Below are 25,534 nucleotides of genomic sequence, written 5' to 3'. Positions count from 1 at the left end.
GATCAATGCCCTATGAAAGCAACAACGACTTTATCATTTTCAAACTGACGTGAAAAAACATACGCGTTGTCTTGTTTGATTTCTTTGTGCACTCCCGCGCCAATAGCTGGGTGCTTTTGGCGAAATTGTCCGAGTGTCTGCCAGTGTGCAAGTAAACCTTGTTGCTCTTCATCAAAAGCCCAGTTCATACTCGAGCGAGTTCCTTGATGGAAATCATCCGCATAAGGTCCAATTTTTCGCGCAATTTCATCGCCATAGTAAACCTGTATGGCCCCTGGGCTAAGTAATAGAGCATTAGCGGCATTACGTTGGATATCAAAAGATTTATATCGACTGAAAAAGAGCTCCGTATCATGAGATGACATGTAGCTGACAGGAAGGAAGTCTGAGCTTTGCTGCATTTTATCCGAGTAGTCTTGGTAGGTATCGGACATCTGACTAAAGCATACCGCGCCTTTATCGAGTTTCTTCTGCATATCGAAGTTGATTAACGCATCAAAACCGTCGTCAAAATAAGGGGTTCTATACGCAGGATGCCCCCAAACTTCACCCATCATCCAAAAGGGTTCACCTGTTTTGTTATTCTCTTCTCGCCATAACTGCAAACTTTCTGTCGCTTCGCTTTTTAGTCTTTTCCAAACGTCGCTTTCTACATGTTTGACCGTGTCGACTCGAAAGCCATCAATCCCAAAACGTCGAACCCAATCTGTTTGCCACTCTAGTAAGTAATCACTAACGGTATAGTTTTCTTTATGCTCAACACGAGTCCCTGGGTTGTTAATAAGCCAAGTAGGTGGCGTGACTGTTTCATCTGATTCCGTACGAAAGTCAGGCAGACCGGCTAGCGTCATTGTCGTGTCGCTTGACCCCGGCTTTGGATAACTCGGTAGACCAGCACGCACCCAGTCACCTCCCCACCATTGACTCCACTGTTGGCTTTCATAGTTGATGTGTTGATGGAAGCTATGCCAGTTTTGTTCGGAGTTCGGTACCCATTGAGCCCATTTCTTAGGTAAATCTGATGAATGAACGACCTCAATATCATCAAACTGTAAGTCGGCCAGTGTTGCGTAACCAGAGTGGTTAATCACTGCGTCTAGGAGAACCTTGATGCCTCGTTTATGAGCTTCTTTAACGAGTGTTTCTAAATCTTCATCTTGACCAAAGTTTTGATCAATCTTTGTGAAGTCGCGAGTCCAGTAACCGTGATAAGCGTAAAATGGGAAGCTGCCTTTATCGCCACCCCCAATAAAACCATGCACTTGTTCTACGATAGGGGATAGCCAAATAGCATCCGTTCCTAGGCTTTGTATATGATCGAGCTTTTCGATTACCCCCTTAAGATCACCACCATGAAACGTACCAATTTCATCCTGACCATCTGGTTTACGCCCATAACTGTTATCGTTACTGACGTCACCGTTATTAAATCGATCAACCATAACAAAGTAGATGTTCGCATTTCTGTAGTTAAATGGATGTGACGTTTCTTCTACCGGTTCAAGTAGAACAAGCCCTCCACTGTGTGGTGACGGTGCTAAAGTCACTTGTTGGTTAGAAACCCTCAGTATTTGGTTAGTAAAGACTTCCCGCAATTGCGTTCCTTCTTCAAAACTATTACCGAGCTTGATCGTATGGTGTGTGGTTGTGTTTTGTTCACACTGCAATGTTGGTAGAGGGCGTTGAAATGCTTGACGGGTATTTTTCTTTGCCTGTCGCTTGAACAGTATCGTCTGTTCGACGGCATTATAATAGAACGCATAATCACCACTAAAGCGGATCTTTAAAGGAATAATGAGTGGAGCTGAACACGATAACTGAATGGGTTGGCTAAACGAAATCTTCTGTTCTGGATCTGATTCACAGCGGCCTTCTACACCAGACACGGTTAATGTGTAATTATCCTTACTCAATGAGAGTACCAGTGGTGCATTTTCATCTAGTGGCAAATCTCGACTGGTTGTCGTGGTAGATATGGTTAGGTTTGGGTTGGCAAAACTGACAGCGGTAAAACTGATTGAGACAATCATTAATATCAAGATGCCCGTTGGAATTCGTTTCACGTTCAATCCTTAGAGTAGTGATGGAAAAAGCATCATAATTTCATTAAGGACATTCGACATCATTCTTAAACTCTACGCCCTAAAGTTTGGTGTGTTTCACAAAACGGGAACGAGGGGCGCAGAGAGCGTAATAGTAGGGGGGAGTTGAGCCAAAGGCATTGTTGGTAAAATAGAGGAAAGTGATTGAGAAAGATAATGAGGCGATGGTTATGATGGTTCAAATAGGCACTAAATTTTTTGCTTCTTGTGTGCTTGCGATCTTTTTTATCGCTCTAAGTTATGCCAGCCAGACTCAGGCATCATCTACCTATCATTCCTATATTTTTCAGCCGTTTTTGTCTGATGTGCCACTTTTGAACTTAACTCAATTAAAACGTGATCCGAACCTGTATGACTGCGGTTTAGAACGTGATAATGAAGAGTTTTGTGGTGAGGGTAGTCGTTATTACAATACCGACGTTGATGCGCGTTTGATGGTAGACCAAAGCGACCGTGCTACCGCACTTGAAATTACTTCTGACTTTAGTTTGAGTGCCTATACAGAGATGCAACTGAGCTTGCGTAAAGATGGTTTTCAAGTTCGTGATGTTTATAAAAATGATCAACGTTTTTCAGTGTCGGAGAAATTGGCTATTTATGGAGAAAGAGAGGTTGATAAAGCGCTTGTCGAATTTATCAATCAAGGGTCGAGCTCTGATCCCATCGAAATATCGTTGAAGCTAATGACGGTCAGTTCGAATTCAGAACTGGACCGAACTGTAAATTTTGTGAGTGATGGCGTGACCATCTCAATCCTTTTCAGTATCCATAAAGAGTGAGTGAATGAGCTTTGTTTATCAATGGCTTTGATTGATAACAATTGTGGAAGAACTTTATTCAATTAAGTTTGTTAAATGTGGTTCATCGCCCAAATTAAGAAGCTTTACATGACTTTGCATTCACAGGGATTGAGCAAAGTTGGCGACACGCATACTCTGAAGCCAGTTTAATTATAGGAGAACTGCACATGGCAGCAAATCTAGCGATCCCAGCTAAAGTGACAATGGCCCCTCAAGGCCCTGAATTTTCAGAGCTAGTACAAGGCTATTGGCGTCTTGGTGAATGGGGGATGACCCCACAGCAGAGGCTCACTTTTCTTAAGCAGCATATTGAACTGGGCATCACAACGGTTGACCATGCCGATATCTACGGTGGCTACGAATGTGAACAACTTTTCGGTGAAGGCCTCGCGCTTGATAAGTCGGTAAGAGACGACATTCAAATCGTCACTAAGTGCGACATCAATCTGTGTACGGCGAAAGATCCTCAACGTAAAATCAATCATTACGATACAAGCGCAGCGCATATTCACCAATCGGTTAATAACTCTTTGACTCGTTTAGGTGTAGAGAATGTGGATGTGTTACTTATTCACCGTCCTGACTTATTGATGGACGCTGATGAAGTCGCTGAAGTATTTTCCGAGCTACATAAGATTGGCAAAGTGAAGCATTTCGGTGTTTCAAACTTCTCTTCACGTCAGTTTGATCTATTGCAATCAAGGCTTGGTAAGTCTTTGGTGACCAATCAAGTTGAGATTAACCCACTGAACTTTGAAGTGGCTCATGATGGAACACTAGATCAGTTACAGATGAACCGTATTCGCCCTATGGCGTGGTCGTGCCTAGCTGGTGGTGCTTTGTTTAATGGCACGAGTGAGCAAGAGAAGCGCGTCATCGCTGAACTTGAAGCGTTGCGAATTGAAATTGGCGCGGAGAGCATTGATCAAGTGATCTACGCTTGGGTTCGTCGCCTTCCGTCAAATCCACTCGCTATCATTGGTTCAGGTAAGATTGAGCGAGTGAAATCCGCGGTCGCGTCACTTGATATGGAGCTAACTCGTGAGCAGTGGTATCGAGTTTGGGTCGCATCAAAAGGCCACGGTGTGCCATAGAAAGCACCTTTCGGCTTTAATACCAATATTTAGAAACCAGCCTTGTGCTGGTTTTTTTATCCATTGACGCTCTTTCTCTACCATTCACGTCGACATTCAACCATTCGTCGCAACGTACAACACTCTATTCAAGGTCGTTTTAATCTTTCACCATCAACCAGTGAAAGGATAATCACCATGAACATCAAACATGCATTTAAATTAACCGCGCTGACTCTACTCATCAGCGGTCAGGCAGTGATGGCAACTAACGTTATTGCTGCGCCAAGTGAGGCGGTAATTTCTCAATATAATCTCGCGGCAGAGGGCGATGAGGGTAAAGTAGACGTCGTTTACGAGCAGCTCAGTCAGCAAATTAAATCTGAAGGGGCTGATGCGCTGAGCATGGTGTACCTAGGCAGTACCCAAACGTTAATGGGCCGTGATGCCTTCATGCCGTGGAACAAAATGAAATACACCGAGCAGGGTTTAGCGACGATCTCGAAAGGGCTGAGTCTCTTGGATGCAAATTCTATCGATCAACAAGTGTATCGACAAGGGTTACCTGAATCTGTGTTAGCGAAGGCGATCGCCGCTTCTACGTTTACTTCTTTACCCGATATGTTCAACCATTTTGAGCGTGGTTATGACATCTATTTAGATCTTCTTGAAGACGAGACCTTTAATGCACAGAGCTATGAAGCCACGTCTTGGATCTACATCTACGCCATTAAGGCATCTTTACGCGCCGGCGATGTGAATCAAGCGAATCTGTGGCTCGCTGAAATGCAGTCTCAAAACGCTCATCACCCAATGACACTGCAAGCTGAAGCATTGATCAATCAAGCTGCTTAGGATCTCAATATGTTGGAATTTAATCAAATAAGTAAGCGTTATCAGCTCGGTAAACAAAGTGTTCAAGCACTAACGGATGCGAGCGGTTCGATTGCCAAAGGGGAAATGGTGGCGCTGTGTGGCCCTTCTGGATCAGGCAAAAGCACCTTACTCAACATTCTAGGCATGTTAGATATGGATTATCAGGGTGAGATTACAATGTCTGATGTTCAATACTCTAAAAACAGAATGGAAGCGGCGAAGACTCGACGTAATCAATTAGGCTTTGTATTCCAGAAGTTCAACCTCGTGCCTGTTATGAGTGCGTGGGAAAACGTGGCCTATCCTTTGATGCTAAACGGTTACTCGGCACTTGAACAAAAGCGCTTAGCGATTGCAATGCTTGAACGGGTCGGGTTGGCTGATTTTGTCAATCATCGCCCAGATAATTTGTCGGGGGGGCAGCAGCAGCGTGTCGCAATCGCCCGCGCCCTCGTTCATAAACCAGCAATTGTCATAGCTGATGAGCCTACCGCTAGCCTAGATAGCCATACCGCGAGCGTCGTTATCGACATCATGAAATCACTGGGTAAAGAGATAGGCACCACCTTTATTGTTGCAACTCACGACCCAAGAATGGCATCACACTGCGATCGAACGATTGAACTATTGGATGGCAGTATTAACCAGGAGGCAATGAAATGGGCAAGCTAATACCACATTCACTGCGCATTGCTTATCTCAACCTACAACGAAATGGGCGAAGAAGTCTTCTTTCTGTTTTGATCGTTGCAATTGCAGTCTTCGCACTCACTAGTGCTGGTGGCTTTGGACTTTATACCTATGACTCACTAAAAGAGTCCACGGCAAGAGATACAGGCCACCTAACCCTTAGCCAACCGGGATTTTTTGAGCAAGATGAAGAAGTCCCTTTAGCCAACGGGTTAGCAGGCACGGATGAGATTGTTAAGCAGTTACTCGTGAACCAAAGTATTCGAGGTGTACAACCGCGCATTGAATTTACAGGACTTGTTTCTAATGGCACTAAATCCACGATCTTTGTTGGCACTGGTGTTAATGATCGTGAATTTGATATGAAAGGTCCTTTTTTGGATGTTCGTGAAGGCAAGACGCTCTCTAATATCCAATCACCACGATATGACGAAACAGAGCCAGAAGTCATGCTAGCGGTTGATTTAGCACGTAACCTTAACGTCTCTATCAATGATTGGGTGACGTTACTGGCAACGACGAGTGATGGCGCATTGAACGCGTATGATTTCAAGGTACGGGGTGTGTACTCTACGGGTGTTCCTGAGCTTGATAAGCGTCAGCTCTACCTTCACATCAATTCAGTTCAAGACTTACTGGCGAGCGATAAGGTGAGCACCTTATCGGTATTTTTATACGGCACTGAGCAAACTCAAGGTACTCAGCTATGGGTTGAACAAAAATTGAGTGAGATGACGCTTGCTCAAGAAATTGAAGTGACACCATGGGAAGAGCGAGCTTTCTTCTACACACGAGTCAAAGATCTCTATGACCGAATCTTTGGCATCATGGGGGCGGTAATGGCACTGGTCGTTTTTGTGGCTTTGTTTAACACCATGACCATGTCTGTGACGGAGAGGACTCGTGAAATCGGTACGCTGTCAGCGCTTGGTACCTACCCAAATGAGATTGTTTCTGGGTTTGTTCGTGAAGCGGGTCTACTTGCACTGATTGGCTCTTTCATTGGGGGTGTTATCACCTTAGTGACTAGCCTGACTTTACTGGTCGCTGATGTTCAAATGCCACCACCACCGGGTCGAACGGATGGCTATCCGCTAAATATTTATTTCTCTGTCGAATTATTGGCTTATTGCTCGGTTGGCGTTATGGCTATTTGTATCCTTGCTGCTTGGATGTCAGCACGCAAAGGCGTTAATAAACCTATCACGGAGGCATTGGTTTATGTTTAATCGTAATCGATTTTTAATAACGTTGGGAAAACAGGGACTAACGTTCTTCTCGCTGATGGCCACTCTTAGCATGACGAGTGTGACAGCGTTTGCTCAGCAAAGCTTGGGCGTGGATGAAATGATTAAACAAGCTGATCTTTATCGAATGGAAGAAGATTCAGCAAAAGTGATTTCACTGGTTTCATTGTTTGAACACCAAGAGCTCGATAAGACCCGTGAATACCATGTGTATACAAGGCCAAATCGCGAATCATTGGTGGTGTTTAAATCTCAGGTCGAGGCGGGGCAAAAGATGCTCATGCTCGGTGATAACTATTGGTTACTTATGCCTAAAAGTCGTCGACCGATTCGAATCACACCCATGCAAAAATTGTTAGGGGAAGCCTCTGTCGGCGATATCTCGACATTAACCTGGAGTGAAGATTATCAAGGTGAATTGATAAATAGCGAAGGGGTTACTCTAGAGTCTGGTAATGTTATTCAGACCAATAGATTAGCGCTTAGCGCCGCCACATCGGGTGCGAGTTACCAGAAAATTGACTTATGGCTTGATGAAACCAACAACTTCCCAATCAAGGCGGATCTCTACTTACGCTCAGGCAAGTTAGCGAAGCAGGCTTGGTTTGAAGCCGGTACAAGAGACGATCAACTTAGAGTTGTCTCCATGACGCTTTTTGACCAAATTCAGCCTGCTAAGAAAACAATTATTGAATACAAGGCGATTGAAGCGGTTGAGTTAGACGAGAAGTACTATAACCCCGCTTACTTAACACGTAATAAATCGGTCGATCTCTAGTGAGGCTGGCTATGATTATACCGCGGATATTTATGACTGCTTTCGTGGCAAGTATAAGCATGATCAGCAGTACCGTTATGGCTTCTGAGGTTAGCCTTGACTGGGATTGGACGTTAAGTGCCAGTAACACCGCTCACCGTGATTCAGTGTTTCTAGGGCAAGTGGAAGAAAAACACACAGAATCTTTGGATGGACTTTTTGACGTTCAGGTCAGCTGGAAGGAGTTAACCGCGCTTTTGGCTGTGAAAGGGACGTCAATATGGAGCAGTGATGAGTCACAATCGTTTGATGCTGATGGGTTTGTCCAAGAGCTGTTCTGGCAAACCAGTATTGATATTGGCGACTTGCCGATTGATCTAACCTTGGGAAAGGTTCGTATCGACTGGGGCGTGGGTTACGGTTATCGACCTCTTGATGTATTTAAACCGTACCGACGTAACCCAATTGGCATTCAAGTTGAAGAGGGGGCAGGGACAGCCATGGCTTCTTACTTTGACATGAATGGTGAATGGACGCTTTTGTATACCGACTCATCTTGGACACAGCAAGAGGGGTCAGAACTTGAAGAGCAATCTAAGCAACAAGGTTTCGGATTACGTCGATATGCTCTAGTTGGCGATAGTGAATGGCAAGGTCTCGCCTATTATGACGATGTTCGACATGGCTTGATGGGAGGCTCATTCGTGACAGTCATAAATCACGCCTGGGAGTTTCACGCGTCGGCTTTATACCAACGTAAGTACTTAGCGTACGAACAAGGGGAACCACTAACTGCCGTCCATTTAGACACTCAGCAACATGGTTATCAGTCACTCTTGGGCGTGAATTGGGCAAACAGTAGTGGGCACAATGTAATCATGGAATATTGGTTTGATAGCCGGAGTTGGAGCCACAATGAATGGCAACAGGCTTTTGAACGTGGGCTTTCTCTATCTTCTTCGCCACAGACACAGCTGTTAGCGTCTTCCTACGCGCAAGGGTTTAGTCACGCTAATCTCGTTCAGCATAATGTTATGGTTCATTGGTCCCTGAATTCAAGCAGTTGGAGTCACTGGCAATGGAGCCGTGATTGGTTGTGGCTTGATAATTTTGAACCGACATTTGATGTGATGCTGTCACCTCAGGATGGTGGTGTGATTGCAACGCAATGGTTGAATTATCAATTGTACGATACGGGTTTAGCGTCGCTTAATGCTGAATTGGCGGCGAGATATTTGGGCGGAAGTAGTGATTCGGTCTATGCAAATTTACCCGATAAGCATATGATTCTATTAAACCTTAAAGGGAAGTTTTAACTATGAAGGTCTGTTTTTCGATGGCAAGTAACGCTAAGGGGCATCGTGTTGAGAGTAGTGCGGTTAAAAGCATTCTATTTACTAGTCTATTTTGCTTTGTTGTTGCTATTTTAACGGCCTTTATTTGGCCTGCTCCCTTTATTAAGCATTGTCTTATAAGCTTCGGTTATGGCTATAGTGCTGTGTTTAGCTCAATACTTATTGGCCGTATTCTACCGAAGCTTAGTTTGCATTGGTTGAATGCAGCATCATTGTTGACGTCTATGGTACTTGGGACAAGTAATGCTGCATTTTGGCTCGAAGAGTACAGTGACTTTAATAACATATATAAACTCAAACCGGTTATATTCTTGGGTTTTGTGTTTACTGCAATCTGTTTTCTCTACTTCTACATTTATGAACAAAAACTACTTGCTCAGAAAGAGTTAGAAACTGCTAAGCGTAAACAAGCGGAGCAAGAAAAAGCCTTAGTGATGAGCCAACTCAAGCAATTGCAAAGCCAAATTGAACCGCACTTTTTGTTTAATACCTTGGCAAATATAAACGTACTTATTGATGATAAGCCCAAAGATGCGCGTTTGATGCTAGAGAAATTGACGGATCTTTTGCGTGGTACTCTTAAGGTCAATCGACAATCGAACACATCAATTTCACTGGAGTTAGATCTCATTGATGCTTATCTAAGTATTCAACAGATTCGATTGGGCGAAAGGCTGAGTTACCAAGTAGAGAACCAGCTTAATATCGATGTAAGTTTTCCACCGCTATTGATTCAACCACTGGTGGAGAATGCCATACGCCATGGGATTGAACCGAGTACACAAGGCGGCAAGGTCTCTGTTGTGATCGAGGAGAGCCAAGGGCTAGTCATTATATCGGTTACCGACAGTGGGGTTGGGCTTGTCGCTGAACCGATAAATACAGGGCATGGTATTGGCCTTGAGAATATCAAACAACGCTTACAGGCGCTTTTTGCAGAGAGAGCAAGCTTTACAATCGTAGAAAATGTTCAAGGTGGAGTAACCGCAACGCTTAAGATAAAGTTAAGTGATTTAGAGTCTTTATAGGGATAGCCGTACAAGGGTAATAGGATGTTAACAAACACGACCGTCACCGCCATAATTGCAGACGATGAGCCTTTATTAAGACATCACTTAAACAAAGCGTTGGGTGAGGAGTGGCCAACGTTAGAGATTGTAGCGTTGGCAGAAAATGGGCAACAAGCGCTAGAGCTTATTGAGCAATATCAACCTGATATTGTTTTTCTTGATATAAAAATGCCGCAGCTAGATGGTATGAGCGTGGCAAAGACTTTAGCTGGGCAAAATAGCGACACTCGAGTCGTATTCGTTACCGCTTATGATGAATTTGCTGTGCAGGCATTCGAGACTAATGCAGTCGATTATTTACTTAAGCCTGTTTCAGAGAAAAGACTCGCGCAGTGTGTTGAAAAACTGCAAATGAAGCTATCAAAGAAAGTGCCTTCGAACGGTGCTGACGTTTCCTCACTGATCGATCAGATTCAGCAGTTAACCAATCAAACAAAGCCAAATTACCTTACATGGATAAAGGCCGTCAAAGGTGAAGAAATTCACCTTATTTCTCTATCCGATGTTCTGTATTTTAAAGCAGAAGATAAATATATATCGCTATACAAACAAGAAGGAGGGAAGAGTGTCGAGTACCTACTTCGAACCTCTCTTAAAGAGCTTATCAATCAGCTTGATCCCAATCTTTTTTGGCAAATACACCGCTCTAGTGTTGTGAACGTTTCTTCTATTGAAAAAGTCAAAAAAGACTTCACAGGTAAGATGGCTGTCTTTGTTGGTGGCACTAAGTTACCCGTCAGCCGAGCTATGCAAGCGAAGTTTACCAGCCTTTGGTAATGGTTTTTAGCCTATTAGTGGTGTTGCTTTTCATAGTAAGTTGTCAAAAACTATCACTCAGTCTACCACTGGCTCGTAAAGTCATTATGGGTGACGTTATATTTGATAAAATCATTTAATTTCATTGGCTTGGAGAAGTAGTATCCTTGAATGTAGCGAATCCCAAGCCGGTTTAATTTAGTCAGTTGTTCGTGTGTTTCGACCCCTTCCGCAATGACCTTCATATTGAGTTCTTCCCCTAGATGGATCATCGATTCGAGTACTGGCGTAATAGTGGTATCAGAGCGTAATCCGTTGATAAACACTTTATCAATTTTTAGTACATTAAAAGGGTGTTGGTGGATGAAATTTAGGCCGGAATACCCGGTACCAAAGTCATCGACAGCGATCTTAAAGCCAAGCTCACTGAGGAGTTTTAAAGAGGTGGTTGCATGCTCGAGCTCTTTAGTTGTGTAATCACTATTTTCAGTAATTTCTAACAACAGGGTTGGTACAATGTGAGGATGTCGCTTTGAAAAATCGATTAAGTACTTAATAAAGTCGGAATCAATGACCAATTGGCGACTGATATTGATACTAATGTACTGTCCTTCCAGATGATCCGGATGGCGGTAGATAAATTTGGTTACCGATTTAATGATTACTTTGGTTATTTGATCGATGATGCCCATGCGTTCTGCCAATGGTATGAAGACATCGGGTTGAATAATCCCTTGTAAAGGATGGTGCCATCGGATTAATGCTTCGCTTCCTGCAACTCGTTCATCCATGATATCGACAATAGGTTGAAGGTATAGCTCCAAATTCTTATTTTGAATGGCTTGTTGTAATGAATACTCTAGCGACTCTCTGGTTAATCGGTAGTTATGGGCGATCAAATAGATCACCGATAGAGCTGAAGCTGTGAGCAGTATCTGCCAAAGGTGCTGAATGAAGTAGTAAAGATAAGCGCTGTGGCTAAGATGAAGAGTGATCGACAGTGGGTAAAGGTAAGATGAAAAGCTAAATAGATTTAACGCTGAATCAATAGGGCTTTGCTTACTTTGTATTGTTTGGCTTAAAACAGTAATCTGATAGCCATATTTTTGTTCCGATAGCATGGGGGAAACCAATTCAAGAAATTGAGTTGGTGATAGCAGCGCGTTTATTCCACTATTTTTATTGTGATAATGGGCTACCTCAGTTCTATCGATAATCTCACTCGTTTTGTGTGACTCTTTCTTGTTATGCGCATAGATAAAAAACGTCTGCAGTTCACTTTTCGACTTTTTTAAAGAGATGGTGATGTTATTGTCTGAACTGTTAAGCCGTTCGATAGTGGACGAATACAGACTAATATTACTTTTGCCTTCATTACTTGTACAAAATACATTCCCATCTTGATATAGCCCGACTTCTTTTATCATGGTTGATTGAAAAGTGTGCTCACGTAGCTTAAGCACATCTTGGCGATTACATTGCGTAGATACTTGAGTATTAAGGTAGCGTAGATTTTGAGCGGTACGACCAATATATTGCTCTAGTGTTCCAATGGCCTCTTTGCCTTGGGCTATAGCATGATGCTTCGTTGCATAGAAGTTTAATATGCCAGCCATAATGAACACTCCAGCAAATATCAGCGCTATAGAGGTAAGCACTCGAGAATTCGCTTTGATGAGCTGCCGCATTGAAGGGTAAAGCGCACCTCGTTTTTTACCGTATGTCATTAATCAAACTAGCCATTTATTCTATTTATTGTTCAATCATATGTGCTTACAGATAAAACAGAACATTCAATATTTCGATTTTCCATTTATTACTATAAGTTATTATTTTTAAGACGGGTTACTGCTGCGAATATAAGGCAATTCACGAACATTTTTAAAGTAAGCGTAATCAGGTAAGACGTTAGTATTAGTGGTCACTTTTGATATATCTGATATTTGGACCTCTTCAGAATCACGGTTCTATGATTGATAGATTAATCGGTTATCTGTTAGGTAGATTATAAAAGCGTACATGCTGTATGGCTGTCTATTCCTATATTCATAGAGCTGATCTACTAAGGAGAGCGTGCTTGCAACGCATAATCTATCTTCTCGACGTAAGATTTAAACAAGTTGCGCACTAGACGGCTTTTTAATCGTCAACTAAATTCTAAGGTAGGTAATATTTAATAGAAGATGATGATGAATAGTTTAAGCCTATCGGTCATGCTGGTGATTTTGATTTTTTTTCCCACTTCGAGTTCTTTGGCCCACGGTGAGGGAGATGATCTTGGGCGTTTGGTATTTTTAACTGAGGAATATCCACCGGCAAATTTTATGAAAAACGGTGAGCTAGTCGGGTACTCTGTCGACCTATTGCATGCTGCTGCTAAAGAGGTGGGGGACAACCTTGATAGTGGTCATATGGTCTTGCAGACTTGGTCAGATGCTTATCGTTCGGCACTTACTAGTACGAATTCTGTCGTATTTTCAACAACTCGAACAGAACATCGAGAAGAGCTCTTTCAATGGGTTGGGCCTATTGCTGATGTTAAAGTTGTTGTCATGGCGAGAAACGGCAGCAATATACAAGTTAATAACCCAATCGATATGGCCAAATACAAAATTGGTGTTGTAAAAGATGATATTGGTGAACAGTTACTGCTTGATATCGGTGTGCCTAGAGCTGCAATGTTAGAGGCCAGTGATGTCGTTGTATTAGCCGAACTTTTGACCAAAAAGAGAATCGATTTGATTGCTTATTCTGAAAGAACGGCATACTGGTACGCTTCTCAAGCGGGTATGAATAGTGAATTATTTAAACCAATTTACACCCTAAAAGAAGGCCATACTTACTACGCGTTCAATAAAGACAGTGACCCAATATTGGTAAAAAAATTGCAGCTTGGTATTGATCGTGTTAAAGAAAAAACCAATGAGAATGGCGTTAGTCAATATCAGGCGATATTAGATAAGTACCGTTAACGTTTCCGAGATATACCTTTTCCACTGTCATTTCTGAATGAATCAGCTTATTCACACTGAGTGATAACGACTTACTGCTTGATCGCCGCTCTTTTTACAAAAAACGGGTTGTTGAATTTTTTAGCTTGGCCTAGCTCTGAGGTAACAAGACGGTTCCAAAGCTGTTTGTCAAATTGCCCTTTAGGTAGAGAGGGATAGAGCGTATCCACCTCTTCAAAAGCATAAGACATGAACTCTTTTAACTTAATTTGATTATACTTTTTGGCAACGCGGTTGTGTTTCTGGATCCACTCTTTCTTAAATTCTATGAGTGCAGGCTCTGCTTGTTCTAGTGGAATAGTTGAAAGATAGATACGTTGATAGCCAACTTTACGATCTACCATCGTTCGCATTGCCGTTTGAATATACTTACCGTGATGGGTAATCGAGATATCATCGGCGTGAAACAGCCCTACATGCCAGCCTGTCGGGGAAAGCTTATGATTACGAAATTTAGAATTACGCACTTGCAGTGCCTGATGAAGCACAATATCTGAGGTACCTCTAAAGGTCTGCTGCCATTTACCAATTCGAATTTGGATCGAATGAGGTAGACGAAAAATATTAGTAAATTTGTCTTCAGTCATTGGCTTTATCACACACGTTTTTCGGACTATGAGTTACAAGTATAGGGGTTACGATCATTAGCTCTAGTATTGAAGTTTGAACTTAGTCAAGAGAGTGTCTAGAGCAACCATTATCCATGGGAAAGAACATTCTACATTGATTTAGGACGCTATTACCAACTTTAACAATTACTAATGGATAACTTTTTGTACCAACCTGTATCTCGATTGACGTTCTGAAGGTCGCTTTCGTGGTTTACTCATGCATAAGCGGCTAGCGACATATCGCTAGCCTTAGTTGCGAGTTTAGTGACTAATTCTATGCTCTTTTGTTACTGTGATACCGAGTCGTTTAGCTAATCGAGTCAAATTTGCACGGTCGGTCTCTAGTGCTCGACTGGCTTTCGCCCAGTTAAACTCAGATTCTTCTAACGCCGCTATTATCAATTGTCTCTGATACGCTTCGGTTGCTTGTCGCAAGTTGACACTGATCGCTTCGTTACTGCCTTCCGCCATTGGCTCTACTATTGCCATATCGAGAGTTGAAGTATTATCAAGGATACCGATATCTTCATTAGTAACAGTAATGACTGAGCGGTGGTGATTTCTTGCGCGTGATTTTAAAGCAGCACGATTAATAACGTGCTCTAGTTCTCTTACGTTGCCTGGCCAGCTATAGAGCGTAATATAGCGGAGAGCCTCTGGCCCCATTTTTAGCTGAACAATTCCGAGTTTTCGACGAGCTTGTTCAAGGAAAAATCCAGAAAGAAGCGCGATATCCCCTTCACGTTGTCGCAGTGGCGGTACCAAAATAGGGTAAACCGTTAAACGGTGATATAAGTCTGCTCGAAAACGGCCTTGGGCCACTTCTTCTTTTAAGTCTCTATTGGTAGCTGCCAGCACTCTAACATTGATATTTTGTACGTTATCTTGCCCCACAGGCTGAATTTCGTTGTTTTGAAGCGCACGTAGTATCTTACTTTGGGCTGCCAAAGGAAGCTCACCAATCTCATCAAGAAACAGGGTTCCACCATCAGCGAGGGAAAACTTACCTGAACGATTTTTGTCTGCACCGGTAAAGGCCCCCTTTACATGGCCAAACAGTTCGCTTTCGACAAGATTTTCTGGGATAGCAGCGCAGTTTACATAGACAAGTGGCTGCTTTCTACGATTAGACTGATGGTGCAGAGTTCGAGCGACCAGTTCTTTACCCACCCCGGTTTCACCATGAATAAGTATATTAAAGTCAGAAGGGGCAACGACTTCAATGTCACTCTTTAGCGTGAGCATCGCTTGACTTGAACCGATGATCTCTCCACCATCTCGCTCCCATGCTTCTTCGTTGAGTTCTTGTAAGCGTTGTTGGCTTTGCTTCGCTTGACGTTCTAATTGAGAGAACGTCATGGCCATTTTTAATGTGGACGCGGCAATCGCTGAGAGAACTTCCAAACTGCGATCGGGAATATTTTGAAAGAGTTCAGGCTCTAAACTATCCAATGCCAAAATGCCTAACAAGGTGTCGCCAAAGAGCAGTGGCAGCCCCATACAAGAGTGCATTGGAAGATCACCATCATGATCGAGCAACAAGCCATCAAATGGGTCAGGCAGTGGGCTAGAGGCGTCAAACCTTACAGGGGCCTTTGAGAGACAAATCTGTTCAAATCTCGGGTGTTCGTGAACAATGAATCGACGACCTAACGTATCCCTAGTCAAGCCTTGTATTGCAAGTGGCGTGAGTGTATCGCCTTGAATTGAAAGTAGTGCCACACTATCACACTGAATGGTTTTTCGAATGGCGTCGAGTAGTTTGTTGAAGCGATCTTCATCATTGAGGCCGCTTGCTAGACCAATGGTCATTTCTACGAGCGTTGAAGCTGAAATATCTTGCATGGTGAGGTCTTAGCTAGGTGATGTTATTCAATATGATAGAGTCTAATTGACTTGGAGTAAAGTGTGTCATTTAGACGTGGTCATTAGATAGGCTCGTAATAAACCATTGATAATATGCTACTTTATTTGTTGGCATTATTCCTGCGTAACAGCTGTAACCAAAGAGCAAGTATAAACTTGCCGATAACGTTAAAGTCAATTTTCACACTACCCCCTATGGGAGATCATTTAATGCTCAATGAACAACATATTAATATTGTAAAAAGTACTATTCCCCTTTTAGAACAAGCAGGCCCAGCTTTAACCGAGCACTTTTATGCGCGTATGTTTCGTATTAACCCGGAAGTTAAAGATATTTTTAACATGACTAACCAACATACAGGTCGTCAAGGTGTTGCTTTGTTTGAAGCGATTGCAGCGTACGCAAAGAATATAGAAAATCTAGCTGCACTCACATCCGCTGTAGAGCGTATTGCGCAAAAACATACCAGTTTTAATATTCAGCCAGAGCATTATCAAATCGTTGGGACTCATTTGATTGAGACATTAAGAGAGTTAGCCGCAGATGCGTTCACAACGGAAGTGGAAGAGGCTTGGACGGCAGCTTACCTTTTCCTAGCACAGGTATTTATTGACCGCGAAGGAGAACTTTACTTACAAAGAAAGCTTGCTGTTGGTGGCTGGGAAAACGCGCGTGAGTTTGTGGTAACAGACAAGCAGGCCGAATCTTCTTTGGTGACTAGCTTTACGTTTACTCCCGTTGATGGAGCGGAGGTGCTTGATTATCAGCCAGGGCAATACATTGGAATAGAAGTTAAGCCAGAAGGTGGACAGTACAACGAAATCAGACAGTATTCGTTATCTCAAAAGTCGAACGGTAAGAATTACCGAATATCCGTGAAGCGAGAGGGATTTGGTAGTGATTATCAAGGTTTAGTTTCTAATCATCTACATGATGCTATCGAGGTTGGAGATCGTGTGAGCCTGTATGCGCCGGCTGGTGATTTCTTCTACACAGAAAAGCAAAAGCCTGTGGTTCTGATTTCAGCGGGGGTTGGGATTACACCTGTTCAAGCTATGCTTCAAACATTGCATGATTCAGGTAAAGAGAACGTGAGTTACCTTCATGCATGTAATAACCGCGAACAGCACTCGTTTATTGATGAAACCAGTACGCTTATCTCAATCAATAACTGGCAACAAAAAGTCTGGTATATGGAAGGTGACGCTGAGTTTTCTGGGGCGATGAACTTAACTGCTGTGGCTTCAACTCTTCCATTGGGGGACGGTGACTTTTACTTATGTGGCCCAGTAGTATTTATGGAGAGCATAGTAAAACAGCTCGAAGCATTGAATGTATCGCGAGATCGAATCCATTATGAGGTGTTTGGCCCTCACGCGAATCTTTAAGTTTTAAGCTTATAGTTAACGAGTTTGTATATGTAAAAAGAGGGGCTTTTGCTCCTCTTTTTTATGGTCCGAATCGAGTCTATTTAGTGAGAAAATAGTCGTTTAATCTTGTCCCATAATGAGGAATTTTCAGACGTTGAAGATTGAGGTTTTCCAGCGTAAAAGCTTTTGAGGAATTCTGATCTGAGCTGCTGTGTGTCTTTGGTTGATAGCTTAGTTAAAAGGTTGGCAGTTTGTTGTGCATGGTCGTTCGCTAAACTAAAATCCATAGATAGATGGCCTTGAATATACATCCATGCGTGAGTAATAAGAACAAGTTCGTCGATATGGCTGGTCTTAAATTTATTGACATGCTCACCGCCAACGCTTTCGCCTATGGCCTTTTTCATCTGAGTTATTGATTCAATATGAGACGCAAAGCTTGCCATTAATTCAATATGGCTTTTGGTCAATAGCCCCAGAAGGTGTAATGAAACCTCGGTCTCGGGTTTGTTCTCCAACACTCGGGTGAAAAGTGGTTGTTGACTAGCTTGCCATTCAGCCCAAAGTATTTGCTTGGCGATAACTTGGGGCAGCTGTGCCAAACCCACATCGTTACAAACTTGTTCTAACGTACTCATTTCGATTGGAGCTCTTCAAACTTAATTTCTTGGGAACCTTTGCTGCTATCAACAAATATCGAGTTGCCGGTAATCATTACTGATAGTTCCATGCCACGTTCGATTAACTTAGTTAATCCTTCTACGCCTTCAGCATTGAAACGAGTGACATCTACATCGTGCATCCCGATTTTCCCCTGATTTTGACTCCACCACACGTTTGATTTGGTGTTGAAGCTGTATACCTTCACCTTCTTGGCAAGACGGGAGGATTTTTTGATACGCTCTGGGTCTGGTTCACCAACATCGATCCATAGCTCTATTTGGTCATCGAGTGTTTTTTGCCAGATGTCGGGCTCTTCTATTGTAGAAAGCCCTTTGGTCATTTGAAGTGACTCATGAGCGTTAAGGCAAAAAGCCAATATGCGGGCCATCATTCGCTGATCATTTTCTGAAGGATGTTGAGCAACGGTAAGGCTTAAAGAGTCGTAATGGTCACGATTCATATCCGTCAATGAGATACGGAATTTGTAGATAGTTGGTTTTAATGCCATGGGTAATACAAAATCTCAGACAAAAAAATAGCCAGCACTAGGCTGGCTATTTTTAGAAAAAAGGTACTAAATTAAAGTACTTTGATGTTTTCAGCTTGTGGGCCTTTTTGACCTGTAGTAACTACAAACTCAACTTTTTGACCTTCAACTAGAGTTTTGAAACCGTCGCCAGTGATCGCTGAGAAGTGTGCGAATACGTCTGGACCGTTTTCTTGTTGAATGAAGCCGAAGCCTTTAGTTTCGTTGAACCATTTTACTGTACCAGTAACTGTATTAGACATGTTATGTATCCTAACTTAAAAATATTGTGCCGAAATTGGCGCGGATAGCGTGGAAAAGTAGACTGCTATTGCGTACCACACGGAAGTTACAAGTAATCCAACGAGACGCATATTTAGACAAAGAACTGCTTTCTAGCTGTTGGTGATTCTAGCCCAATCTAGAGCTAAGTCAACGTTTACTCGAGTGAATGCACATAACTTTTTTATATTTTCTGCCGTTTTATGCGCAGGGTGTCATTTTTGAGGCTAGGTTATTGAGATTAATGTAATTGGCACGGTGAAAATGTGCGAATAATGATTGATGTTGATTGATTATTGAACGATAATTTGCGTCGTTTAAGTGAAAAGAGGTTAGACCAATGAAAGGTAAAGCGCACGTTAGTCGCACTTTCTCCTACGAACCTCCCCAGCATGACGTTGGGCGTGGTGAGATTCAGGACAATGCACTAAAAGCAGTGGTAACGAGTAAGTTGTATAGAACAAGAGTGGTAAGAGCTAAAAAAGGTAAGGGCAGCTTTAGGCGAAACGATAAATACAAGGGCAAAGAGCCCTATTCAAAAGCAGCGTAAACGTTGAATTTGAATAGGGCTTTTTGTTAACTAGAAAAATAAGGACGGCTGGCTTTATTTAACGTTCTATCTTTGGTGAGTAGATCGAGTATGCCGTTATCTGCCCAGCCACAATCGCTGCAAACATAAACAGAGCAGACAGGCCGATGCTTGGAATAGGCAGAATAGACTGTTCAAATACCGATTGGCTTGCACTAATTAAAACCCTGCTTCCGGGTACCAAAATAATGATGCCTTGAAGAATATAAATAGCGCCTGTTAACTCCATTTTTTTGGCTACCCAGGTGCCATATAGCGTGATCAACATGGTGGTGACCCATGTTCCTACTACCCAGCCACTGTCGAAGCCAAGATAGAACGGCCCCCACATACCGAGTACCGCGACAGGCAACCCAAGCATAATGTCTCTTGCTCTCGCATTAAAAATGATACCAATGGAAATAGAGAGAATAAACACGCCCATAATGTGCATCCATGTCGGTACATCATTGAGGTAACTCATCGTCTCACTTGGCCCCCAAATCGCTTCGCCAATATTTAACCCCATAACAATGCCAACAAATAGCTTAATAAGAGTTAATGCACTTTGGCCTAATAAGCTAGTACCAGAAACAAGGTCATTAAAAGCAAGACATTCCAAAGCATTGGCAATAGAAAGACCGGGAACAAACAGAATAATGGCGGCAATACAGAGCGCCCAAACAGGAATAGGCAACCCAGTGCTGGCGATAGCGGCAACTAAAATGCCGGTAATCAAAGCCGAGATAAACTCAACAGCAATACTACGACGCCCCTTACAAATTAACTGACAAACCCAGACCATAAAGCCAAGAAAAACCGAGAATGCTATGGCTTCTATCGTACTGCCTACGAGCATTAAGTAGGCAGGTGGAATGCCCATGTTGGCCAATGCTACCACCCACTTTGGATAGCCTGTTGGTTCAGGTACAGGTTCACTGCTTGGCTGGTTGATTCGAATAATGGTGTTTGCCAATAAGCTGAGGTTAATGGAAGCGGGTTTTAGCCGCTTCATTACAACGGCATTATTATCGTCAGGGAATTGGTAATTAATGGTTGTTGGAAGAGCTTGGATCATCACGTCGACATTATGTTTTCGTGCATAATGTTGAGTGTATTTTTCGACTTTATAAGGAGCACAACCACTTCTGTGTAGTGTGTCACCAATTTCTACGATTTTTTTGATTCGGTATTCAGAAGGCATAGCGTTGAGATCAACAAGCGTAAGATTCGCATAAGGTACCAAAGCCCCTCATTTTTGACGAGAAATATCATCCTAGTTTGTCATATTTCTAGCATTTATTTTTAAGTGATTGTTCGGATTTAAGGTACATTTTCCTTGTCAACGTGTTTGGTCTTCATATTCGTATTAGTGTTTCAAAGTATGTTGATTTTATACCTGTGTAACTCTTTGTTACAAATTCTTACGGTTTAATTTTAATTGTTACTTTTATGTGTATTTTGTCGTCAGCCTGGTTGAGGGCTCTGTTATATCGAGGTGTATTCGATTGCATTTTGTAAACGTTATGTTAACTCATATTGTTGTGGTAAATGTGACCAGTAATTGTTGTTTTATTGCTCTTGCAATTGCCTTTAAAAGAGTGAAAATAGGCGCAAAATGAGTTTTCAAAAATGAAAGGAAGCAATTCGTAGGTCATCAACGAGGCGTTAATTATGAAATTATTTGTTATTGCAATCATCTCTATTCTAGCTGGTGTGGCATCGGCTGAGCACTTTCACTCTTTCATACTAGGCTTAAGTATTTCTACTTTAGCGGTTGGCGGTTGTTACTGGTTTGCATTTCGTACCACTCGTTTCCCTGAGTTGGTCCTATTGCTACTTTTCTTAGGCATGTTCGCTAAGCTAATTATTACGGTTACTGGCATAGCATTGAGTGTTTCTGCTGACTTAATTACTTCGCCATTCATTTTTGCCATGTCTTACTTATTCTTCTCTATGGTTGCCACTTACATGTGGTTTAGCTACCGCCAGAAGAAAACGCCTCATTGGACATCATTGAATTCTCGTTTCGCGAACCAAATGTAACGATTAGACAAAATGAGTTAAACATTTTCTAGAATGACCGATAGCTTGCTATCGGTCATTTTGCTTTAATAGTGGCAAGGTTTGATTAATTGGGTGTTCTTTACTCTCATTTCGTGGGTTAATTCATCACAATGTAACCAATATCAAATTATCGTAAGGATTGGTAAAGCCCTAATTTATCTGTTCTACTTTTATATATACTCCAACAATACCTATTTCATTTGGCTAAGTTATGATTAATATGGATTTTCGATTCGCCGGCGTTCTTCTTTCTACTGCTCTTGTTTCTCCTTTTACAGTAGCGGCACCTACTATCGTGCCTGATGCGCCAGTATTGGGTGCGAATGGTTATGTTTTAATGGATTACCACACAGGTAAAGTTCTTGTTGAAAAGAATGCTCATACAAAACTAAACCCTGCCAGTTTAACTAAGTTAATGACTGCTTATGTTGCTGGCCAAGAGATTCAAGCTGGTAATATTGGTAAGCACGACAAAGTTGTGATCAGTAAGAATGCTTGGGCTAAAAAATTCCCAGACTCATCTAAAATGTTCATCGAGGTGGGCAAAAGTGTAGACATGATGGATCTGTACCGAGGTTTAATTGTTCAATCTGGAAATGATGCCAGTGTGGCGATTGCCGAGCACGTAGCAGGGTCACAAGATTCATTCGTTGCATTAATGAATTCATGGGCTCAGCGATTGGAACTGAACAATACTGGGTTTACCAATCCACATGGCTTAGATAGCGATGGGCTTTATTCTACCCCTTATGACATTGCGACGTTAGGCCGTGCCATTATTCGTGATCTTCCAGAAATTTACCCGTTGTACAGTGAACGCTCATTTAAATATAACGGTATTACTCAATATAACCGTAATGGCTTGCTTCGTGATAGAAGCATGAATGTTGATGGTATGAAAACTGGCTACACAAGTGGTGCTGGCTACAGTTTAGCGAGCTCAGCGACAAACGGTAACATGCGCTTAATTTCTGTGGTTATGGGCTCCAATAGTACGAAAAGTCGTGAAGCAGAAAGTAAACAGCTCTTGAGCTATGGTTTCCGCTTCTTCGATACGATTTCTCCAAACTCAGCAGGTGAAGAACTGGCAACACCGCGTGTTTGGATGGGGGAAGAGAACAGTGTCGCTGTCGGTCTTGAAAAAGATATCTTTATTACGCTAACGAAAGGCGAAATTAATAAGCTGAACGCAAGCGTCGAACTTGATGGCGAGCTAACTGCACCAATCCGTAAAGGTGACGTATTAGGAAGTGTTTCTTACCAGGTTGAAGGGCAAGAAGTCGCTCAGTCTCCACTTGTTGCTTTAAATGATGTTAATGAAGGAAGCTTCTTCAAAAAAGCGATCGACTGGTTTAAGCGTTTGCTCGCGAGCTTTTTTTAAAACGAGTCAGTTAAGACTAACGACTTAAACACATCAATTTAAATCAAAGGCCACTTCAAAGTGGCCTTTGTTGTTTTTGATTGCCAAACTTTTCACGAGAATCTCGCGTTTATATAGAAAAGTAAATACGCTGCAAAACATTGGTCAAAACCTGACGGATGGCTGACATAGTATCAATGGATTAACGCAAAATTTATCCATATTTATAATACTAGAGAAATGACAGTGCAGTTTACTCAACAAGACAGAGATGCCTTATACACCACCTGGATGTCCCAAAAAGCCAAGATGAGATTGACTCAGATGGAGATGGCCAAAAAAATGGGCCTAACTCAATCTGAATTCTCGGAGATACTCAGAGGCAGTACACCAATTACTATGGAGTTTATTCACCAGTTTTGTAATAACCTTCATGTCGATGCTTACCATATTGTCCCATCTCTAAAACACACGAATAAGTCAGCTCAACAGCTTGTTACGTTAAAGAGCACGATGTCAGTTGATGGAGAGATCCAGCGCGTGTACGCACAAGGTAACCAGGTTATTGTTGAGTATGTTCATACCGTAATGTGATTTCTTAAGCTTGCTTTATTCTTATGCTCAATGAATTCTCTTTTTTAGCTTGCTTTTTTGGTATATCATTCTGTTAATTTCTTACGGAGTGATACCCCCTCATGAGCAATTGTTTTTTAAAGCCATTAATCTTAGTAGTATTTGGACTAGCACTGATTGGCTGTAGCTCAGCACCGCACATTCATGCCACTAAATTTACATCTTACGATGACTTTTCCGCAGGGCCTGAAGGTGGTGTGGATCTCGTATGGGCGCGAATTGGATTGCGTAGCCCTGAACGATTAACGTCGACGCTAGATGAGTATGATTCTGTTGTTATTGACCAAGTGTTTGTTGTGGCTGAAGAGGGCTCGATAGATGAAGAGCAGATTGAAGAGCTAACGAGTTACTTAGTTGAACGACTAAAGCAGAAGATAACGCCTTATAAAGCGATTGTTGATGAGCCTAACGAAAATACCTTACGTTTAAGTGTTGCGCTGAGTAATGTAGAGACACCCAACCCAATATTAGCGGTAACAAGCAGTGTTCTTCCTTACGGGTTAGCTATCTCTACGATTTCGAAAATCACGACGGGCGAACATACCAATGTGGGTAGTGCCACCATAGAATTATTGGTCAGTGACGCACAAACAGGTAAACCACTTTTTGCGGCCATCGATCGTGAAGCCGGTAACAAAGATTTTTCTACCATGATTGACGCGTTAGATGATGCAAAAGATGCAATTAACTTTTGGGTCGACCGCTTAGGTGTTACTCTTCAAGGCCCTAACTACCCTGAAAAATAGAGATTAAGGCATTGAGATGCTAGAAAAAGAGAACTTAATTAAACTAGCAAGAATGCCGATGCCGTTTGGCAAGTACGCGGGTAGGGCATTGATTGATCTTCCTGAAGAGTATCTACTTTGGTTCGATAAAAAGGGCTTCCCCTCTGGTGAGTTAGGCGACTTGCTCAAGTTATGCCTAGCACTAAAAATCGAAGGTTTAGACAATGTGGTGAAACCCCTGAAGCGTATGTAATCTGCTGCAGAAATCCCCTATTTTAACTAAAAGAATCACTATGAATATTGATATCAATGCACTGAAACACCACCAGCTAGTTGAAGATGGTCAATTAGAGGGGTGTTACATTCACCAACCTGCCGAGGGTAGCCAACAAGATGACAAAGCTGTTTTGGCAGAGCGCCAAGCACTAGAAAAGTTAGGGTACAAGGTAATACAAGTTAAAGCTAAAGGCGGAACAACGACGTTTACTGAGGCGATGCAAGAGCTTGCTAAGAAGACGGGTTATCAGCCGAGATAACCAATCTACGTAATTATCGATTGCAATCAAAGCATCCTTTTCGCTCCCACAAGACTCTTATCATTGATACTGAGTGGCTATGGGGGATCTTGGATAGAAGTATTATGCAGAATGGTTTTGTGTTGCTTTGGCCAATAGTATGACTGAGCTTAGTCTTCGTTCGTTTTACTTCGAATGCAAGGGGTTCCAGGATGAAATTTACTCCAGTGCTCATTTGAACTATCGGAAGTCTCGGCGGAAATAGTAGTAAGGTATTCAGCATGGTTCTTTTTAATTTCGCGTCGACGTTTTTTGACGCAATGAATATAGTTGATCATTATCTTTATGATATTTAGTGCTACGTATATCGTGATACATATTGATAAGGCCCACAAAATCAGTGTCGTACCGTCAATTTCAATTAAATAGTTACTCATGAGGATATAGCTTCCTATTATTCTGTATCAGCGTAACTAGGTGTACAGCAATTTAACAAATGTAGCAAACCTTTACATTGTTATTTAGTTGTAGGGGATGTATAGGTCAACTAACTTAGGGGCAGAATCGATTGGTGATCACATCAGTACATCGCTCATCTCTAAAATAATTT

General features: G+C 42.2%; 26 protein-coding genes. 18 read left to right on the top strand and 8 right to left on the bottom strand.

The genetic code is table 11. The features are described from left to right. Positions 1–2: 2 nt before the first annotated feature. Positions 3–2,030 carry an alpha-amylase gene (locus KP803_RS12035; protein ID WP_248009324.1) on the bottom strand — a complete coding sequence of 676 codons (2,028 nt, stop codon included), beginning with the start codon at positions 2,028–2,030 and terminating at the stop codon, positions 3–5. Between the two features lie 212 nt (positions 2,031–2,242). Between KP803_RS12035 and KP803_RS12030 the strand changes: the two genes are divergently transcribed. The 9 genes from KP803_RS12030 to KP803_RS11990 all read left to right on the top strand — a co-directional run bounded on the left by KP803_RS12030 (position 2,243) and on the right by KP803_RS11990 (position 10,747). Beyond that, the gene (locus KP803_RS12030; protein WP_248009084.1) at positions 2,243–2,881 is read left to right on the top strand and encodes a hypothetical protein; all 639 of its coding nucleotides are present in this window, start codon (positions 2,243–2,245) and stop codon (positions 2,879–2,881) included. A 206-nt stretch (positions 2,882–3,087) separates the two neighbouring features. Continuing rightward, a complete protein-coding gene (locus tag KP803_RS12025) occupies positions 3,088–3,996 on the top strand; it encodes an aldo/keto reductase (protein WP_248009323.1) in 909 nt (302 codons plus the stop codon). Between the two features lie 177 nt (positions 3,997–4,173). Further along, positions 4,174–4,830, top strand: a complete 657-nt coding sequence (locus KP803_RS12020) for a hypothetical protein (RefSeq protein ID WP_248009083.1) — start codon at positions 4,174–4,176, stop codon at positions 4,828–4,830. 9 nt (positions 4,831–4,839) lie between these two features. After that, entirely contained in the window at positions 4,840–5,523 is a 684-nt protein-coding gene (locus KP803_RS12015) for an ABC transporter ATP-binding protein (RefSeq protein WP_248009082.1), read from the top strand. Next, on the top strand, positions 5,511–6,770 hold the full coding sequence (locus tag KP803_RS12010) for an ABC transporter permease (RefSeq protein ID WP_248009081.1): 1,260 nt from the start codon (positions 5,511–5,513) through the stop codon (positions 6,768–6,770). Before KP803_RS12015 ends, KP803_RS12010 begins: the two co-directional genes overlap by 13 nt. 55 nt (positions 6,771–6,825) lie before the next feature. Continuing rightward, positions 6,826–7,566 (top strand): outer membrane lipoprotein-sorting protein, encoded by a 741-nt coding sequence (locus KP803_RS12005; RefSeq protein WP_427916951.1) that lies wholly within the window; start codon positions 6,826–6,828, stop codon positions 7,564–7,566. 32 nt (positions 7,567–7,598) lie between these two features. Continuing rightward, positions 7,599–8,861 carry a hypothetical protein gene (locus tag KP803_RS12000; protein WP_248009079.1) on the top strand — a complete coding sequence of 421 codons (1,263 nt, stop codon included), beginning with the start codon at positions 7,599–7,601 and terminating at the stop codon, positions 8,859–8,861. A gap of 2 nt (positions 8,862–8,863) precedes the next feature. Then, positions 8,864–9,928 (top strand): sensor histidine kinase, encoded by a 1,065-nt coding sequence (locus tag KP803_RS11995; RefSeq protein ID WP_248009078.1) that lies wholly within the window; start codon positions 8,864–8,866, stop codon positions 9,926–9,928. A gap of 24 nt (positions 9,929–9,952) precedes the next feature. Further along, complete coding sequence (locus KP803_RS11990) at positions 9,953–10,747, top strand: LytR/AlgR family response regulator transcription factor (RefSeq protein WP_248009077.1); 795 nt, start codon at positions 9,953–9,955, stop codon at positions 10,745–10,747. Positions 10,748–10,809: 62 nt separating this feature from the next. On the opposite strand, the gene KP803_RS11985 is transcribed toward KP803_RS11990, so the two are convergent. Continuing rightward, a complete protein-coding gene (locus KP803_RS11985; protein ID WP_248009076.1) occupies positions 10,810–12,342 on the bottom strand; it encodes an EAL domain-containing protein in 1,533 nt (510 codons plus the stop codon). Positions 12,343–12,915: 573 nt separating this feature from the next. Here KP803_RS11985 and KP803_RS11980 point away from each other — a divergent pair. Then, the gene (locus tag KP803_RS11980; protein WP_248009075.1) at positions 12,916–13,698 is read left to right on the top strand and encodes a substrate-binding periplasmic protein; all 783 of its coding nucleotides are present in this window, start codon (positions 12,916–12,918) and stop codon (positions 13,696–13,698) included. 71 nt (positions 13,699–13,769) lie between these two features. Here the strand turns inward: KP803_RS11980 and KP803_RS11975 are convergent, their stop codons facing one another. Then, the gene (locus KP803_RS11975; RefSeq protein ID WP_248009074.1) at positions 13,770–14,324 is read right to left on the bottom strand and encodes an MSHA operon transcriptional regulator; all 555 of its coding nucleotides are present in this window, start codon (positions 14,322–14,324) and stop codon (positions 13,770–13,772) included. Between the two features lie 285 nt (positions 14,325–14,609). Continuing rightward, on the bottom strand, positions 14,610–16,193 hold the full coding sequence (gene norR, locus KP803_RS11970; protein ID WP_248009073.1) for a nitric oxide reductase transcriptional regulator NorR: 1,584 nt from the start codon (positions 16,191–16,193) through the stop codon (positions 14,610–14,612). Between the two features lie 231 nt (positions 16,194–16,424). Between norR and hmpA the strand changes: the two genes are divergently transcribed. Further along, the gene (hmpA, locus tag KP803_RS11965) at positions 16,425–17,603 is read left to right on the top strand and encodes an NO-inducible flavohemoprotein (protein WP_248009072.1); all 1,179 of its coding nucleotides are present in this window, start codon (positions 16,425–16,427) and stop codon (positions 17,601–17,603) included. A gap of 83 nt (positions 17,604–17,686) precedes the next feature. Here the strand turns inward: hmpA and KP803_RS11960 are convergent, their stop codons facing one another. The 3 genes from KP803_RS11960 to KP803_RS11950 form a co-directional block, all read right to left on the bottom strand. Further along, positions 17,687–18,223 (bottom strand): hypothetical protein, encoded by a 537-nt coding sequence (locus KP803_RS11960; RefSeq protein WP_248009071.1) that lies wholly within the window; start codon positions 18,221–18,223, stop codon positions 17,687–17,689. Further along, positions 18,220–18,756 (bottom strand): YaeQ family protein, encoded by a 537-nt coding sequence (locus tag KP803_RS11955; RefSeq protein ID WP_248009070.1) that lies wholly within the window; start codon positions 18,754–18,756, stop codon positions 18,220–18,222. The genes KP803_RS11960 and KP803_RS11955 overlap by 4 nt, the downstream gene beginning before the upstream one ends. A gap of 71 nt (positions 18,757–18,827) precedes the next feature. Further along, positions 18,828–19,037, bottom strand: coding sequence for a cold-shock protein (locus KP803_RS11950; protein ID WP_017034739.1), 210 nt, complete (start codon positions 19,035–19,037; stop codon positions 18,828–18,830). A gap of 359 nt (positions 19,038–19,396) precedes the next feature. Here KP803_RS11950 and KP803_RS11945 point away from each other — a divergent pair, with 359 nt between their 5' ends. Continuing rightward, on the top strand, positions 19,397–19,606 hold the full coding sequence (locus tag KP803_RS11945; RefSeq protein ID WP_248009069.1) for an alternative ribosome-rescue factor A: 210 nt from the start codon (positions 19,397–19,399) through the stop codon (positions 19,604–19,606). A gap of 58 nt (positions 19,607–19,664) precedes the next feature. On the opposite strand, the gene KP803_RS11940 is transcribed toward KP803_RS11945, so the two are convergent. Continuing rightward, positions 19,665–20,828: a threonine/serine exporter family protein gene (locus KP803_RS11940; protein ID WP_248009322.1), complete on the bottom strand. Its 1,164-nt coding sequence runs from the start codon at positions 20,826–20,828 to the stop codon at positions 19,665–19,667. 470 nt (positions 20,829–21,298) lie between these two features. On the opposite strand from KP803_RS11940, the gene KP803_RS11935 reads away from it, so the two are divergent. From KP803_RS11935 to KP803_RS11910, 6 genes are all read left to right on the top strand, one after another. Further along, a complete protein-coding gene (locus tag KP803_RS11935) occupies positions 21,299–21,670 on the top strand; it encodes an NADH:ubiquinone oxidoreductase (protein WP_248009068.1) in 372 nt (123 codons plus the stop codon). Positions 21,671–21,911: 241 nt separating this feature from the next. After that, the gene (locus KP803_RS11930; protein ID WP_248009067.1) at positions 21,912–23,072 is read left to right on the top strand and encodes a D-alanyl-D-alanine carboxypeptidase family protein; all 1,161 of its coding nucleotides are present in this window, start codon (positions 21,912–21,914) and stop codon (positions 23,070–23,072) included. Between the two features lie 225 nt (positions 23,073–23,297). Further along, complete coding sequence (locus tag KP803_RS11925) at positions 23,298–23,645, top strand: helix-turn-helix domain-containing protein (protein ID WP_248009066.1); 348 nt, start codon at positions 23,298–23,300, stop codon at positions 23,643–23,645. 101 nt (positions 23,646–23,746) lie between these two features. Then, positions 23,747–24,430 (top strand): DUF3313 domain-containing protein, encoded by a 684-nt coding sequence (locus KP803_RS11920; RefSeq protein WP_248009065.1) that lies wholly within the window; start codon positions 23,747–23,749, stop codon positions 24,428–24,430. Between the two features lie 16 nt (positions 24,431–24,446). Beyond that, complete coding sequence (locus KP803_RS11915; RefSeq protein WP_248009064.1) at positions 24,447–24,662, top strand: DUF3820 family protein; 216 nt, start codon at positions 24,447–24,449, stop codon at positions 24,660–24,662. Positions 24,663–24,702: 40 nt separating this feature from the next. Continuing rightward, a complete protein-coding gene (locus tag KP803_RS11910) occupies positions 24,703–24,945 on the top strand; it encodes a hypothetical protein (protein ID WP_248009063.1) in 243 nt (80 codons plus the stop codon). Positions 24,946–25,534 lie beyond the last annotated feature (589 nt).

The sequence above is a fragment of the Vibrio amylolyticus genome, assembly GCF_023145695.1.
Classification (GTDB): domain Bacteria; phylum Pseudomonadota; class Gammaproteobacteria; order Enterobacterales; family Vibrionaceae; genus Vibrio; species Vibrio amylolyticus.
Note: the sequence above shows the minus strand (reverse complement) of the source record. Positions and strands in the feature narration are given on the sequence as shown.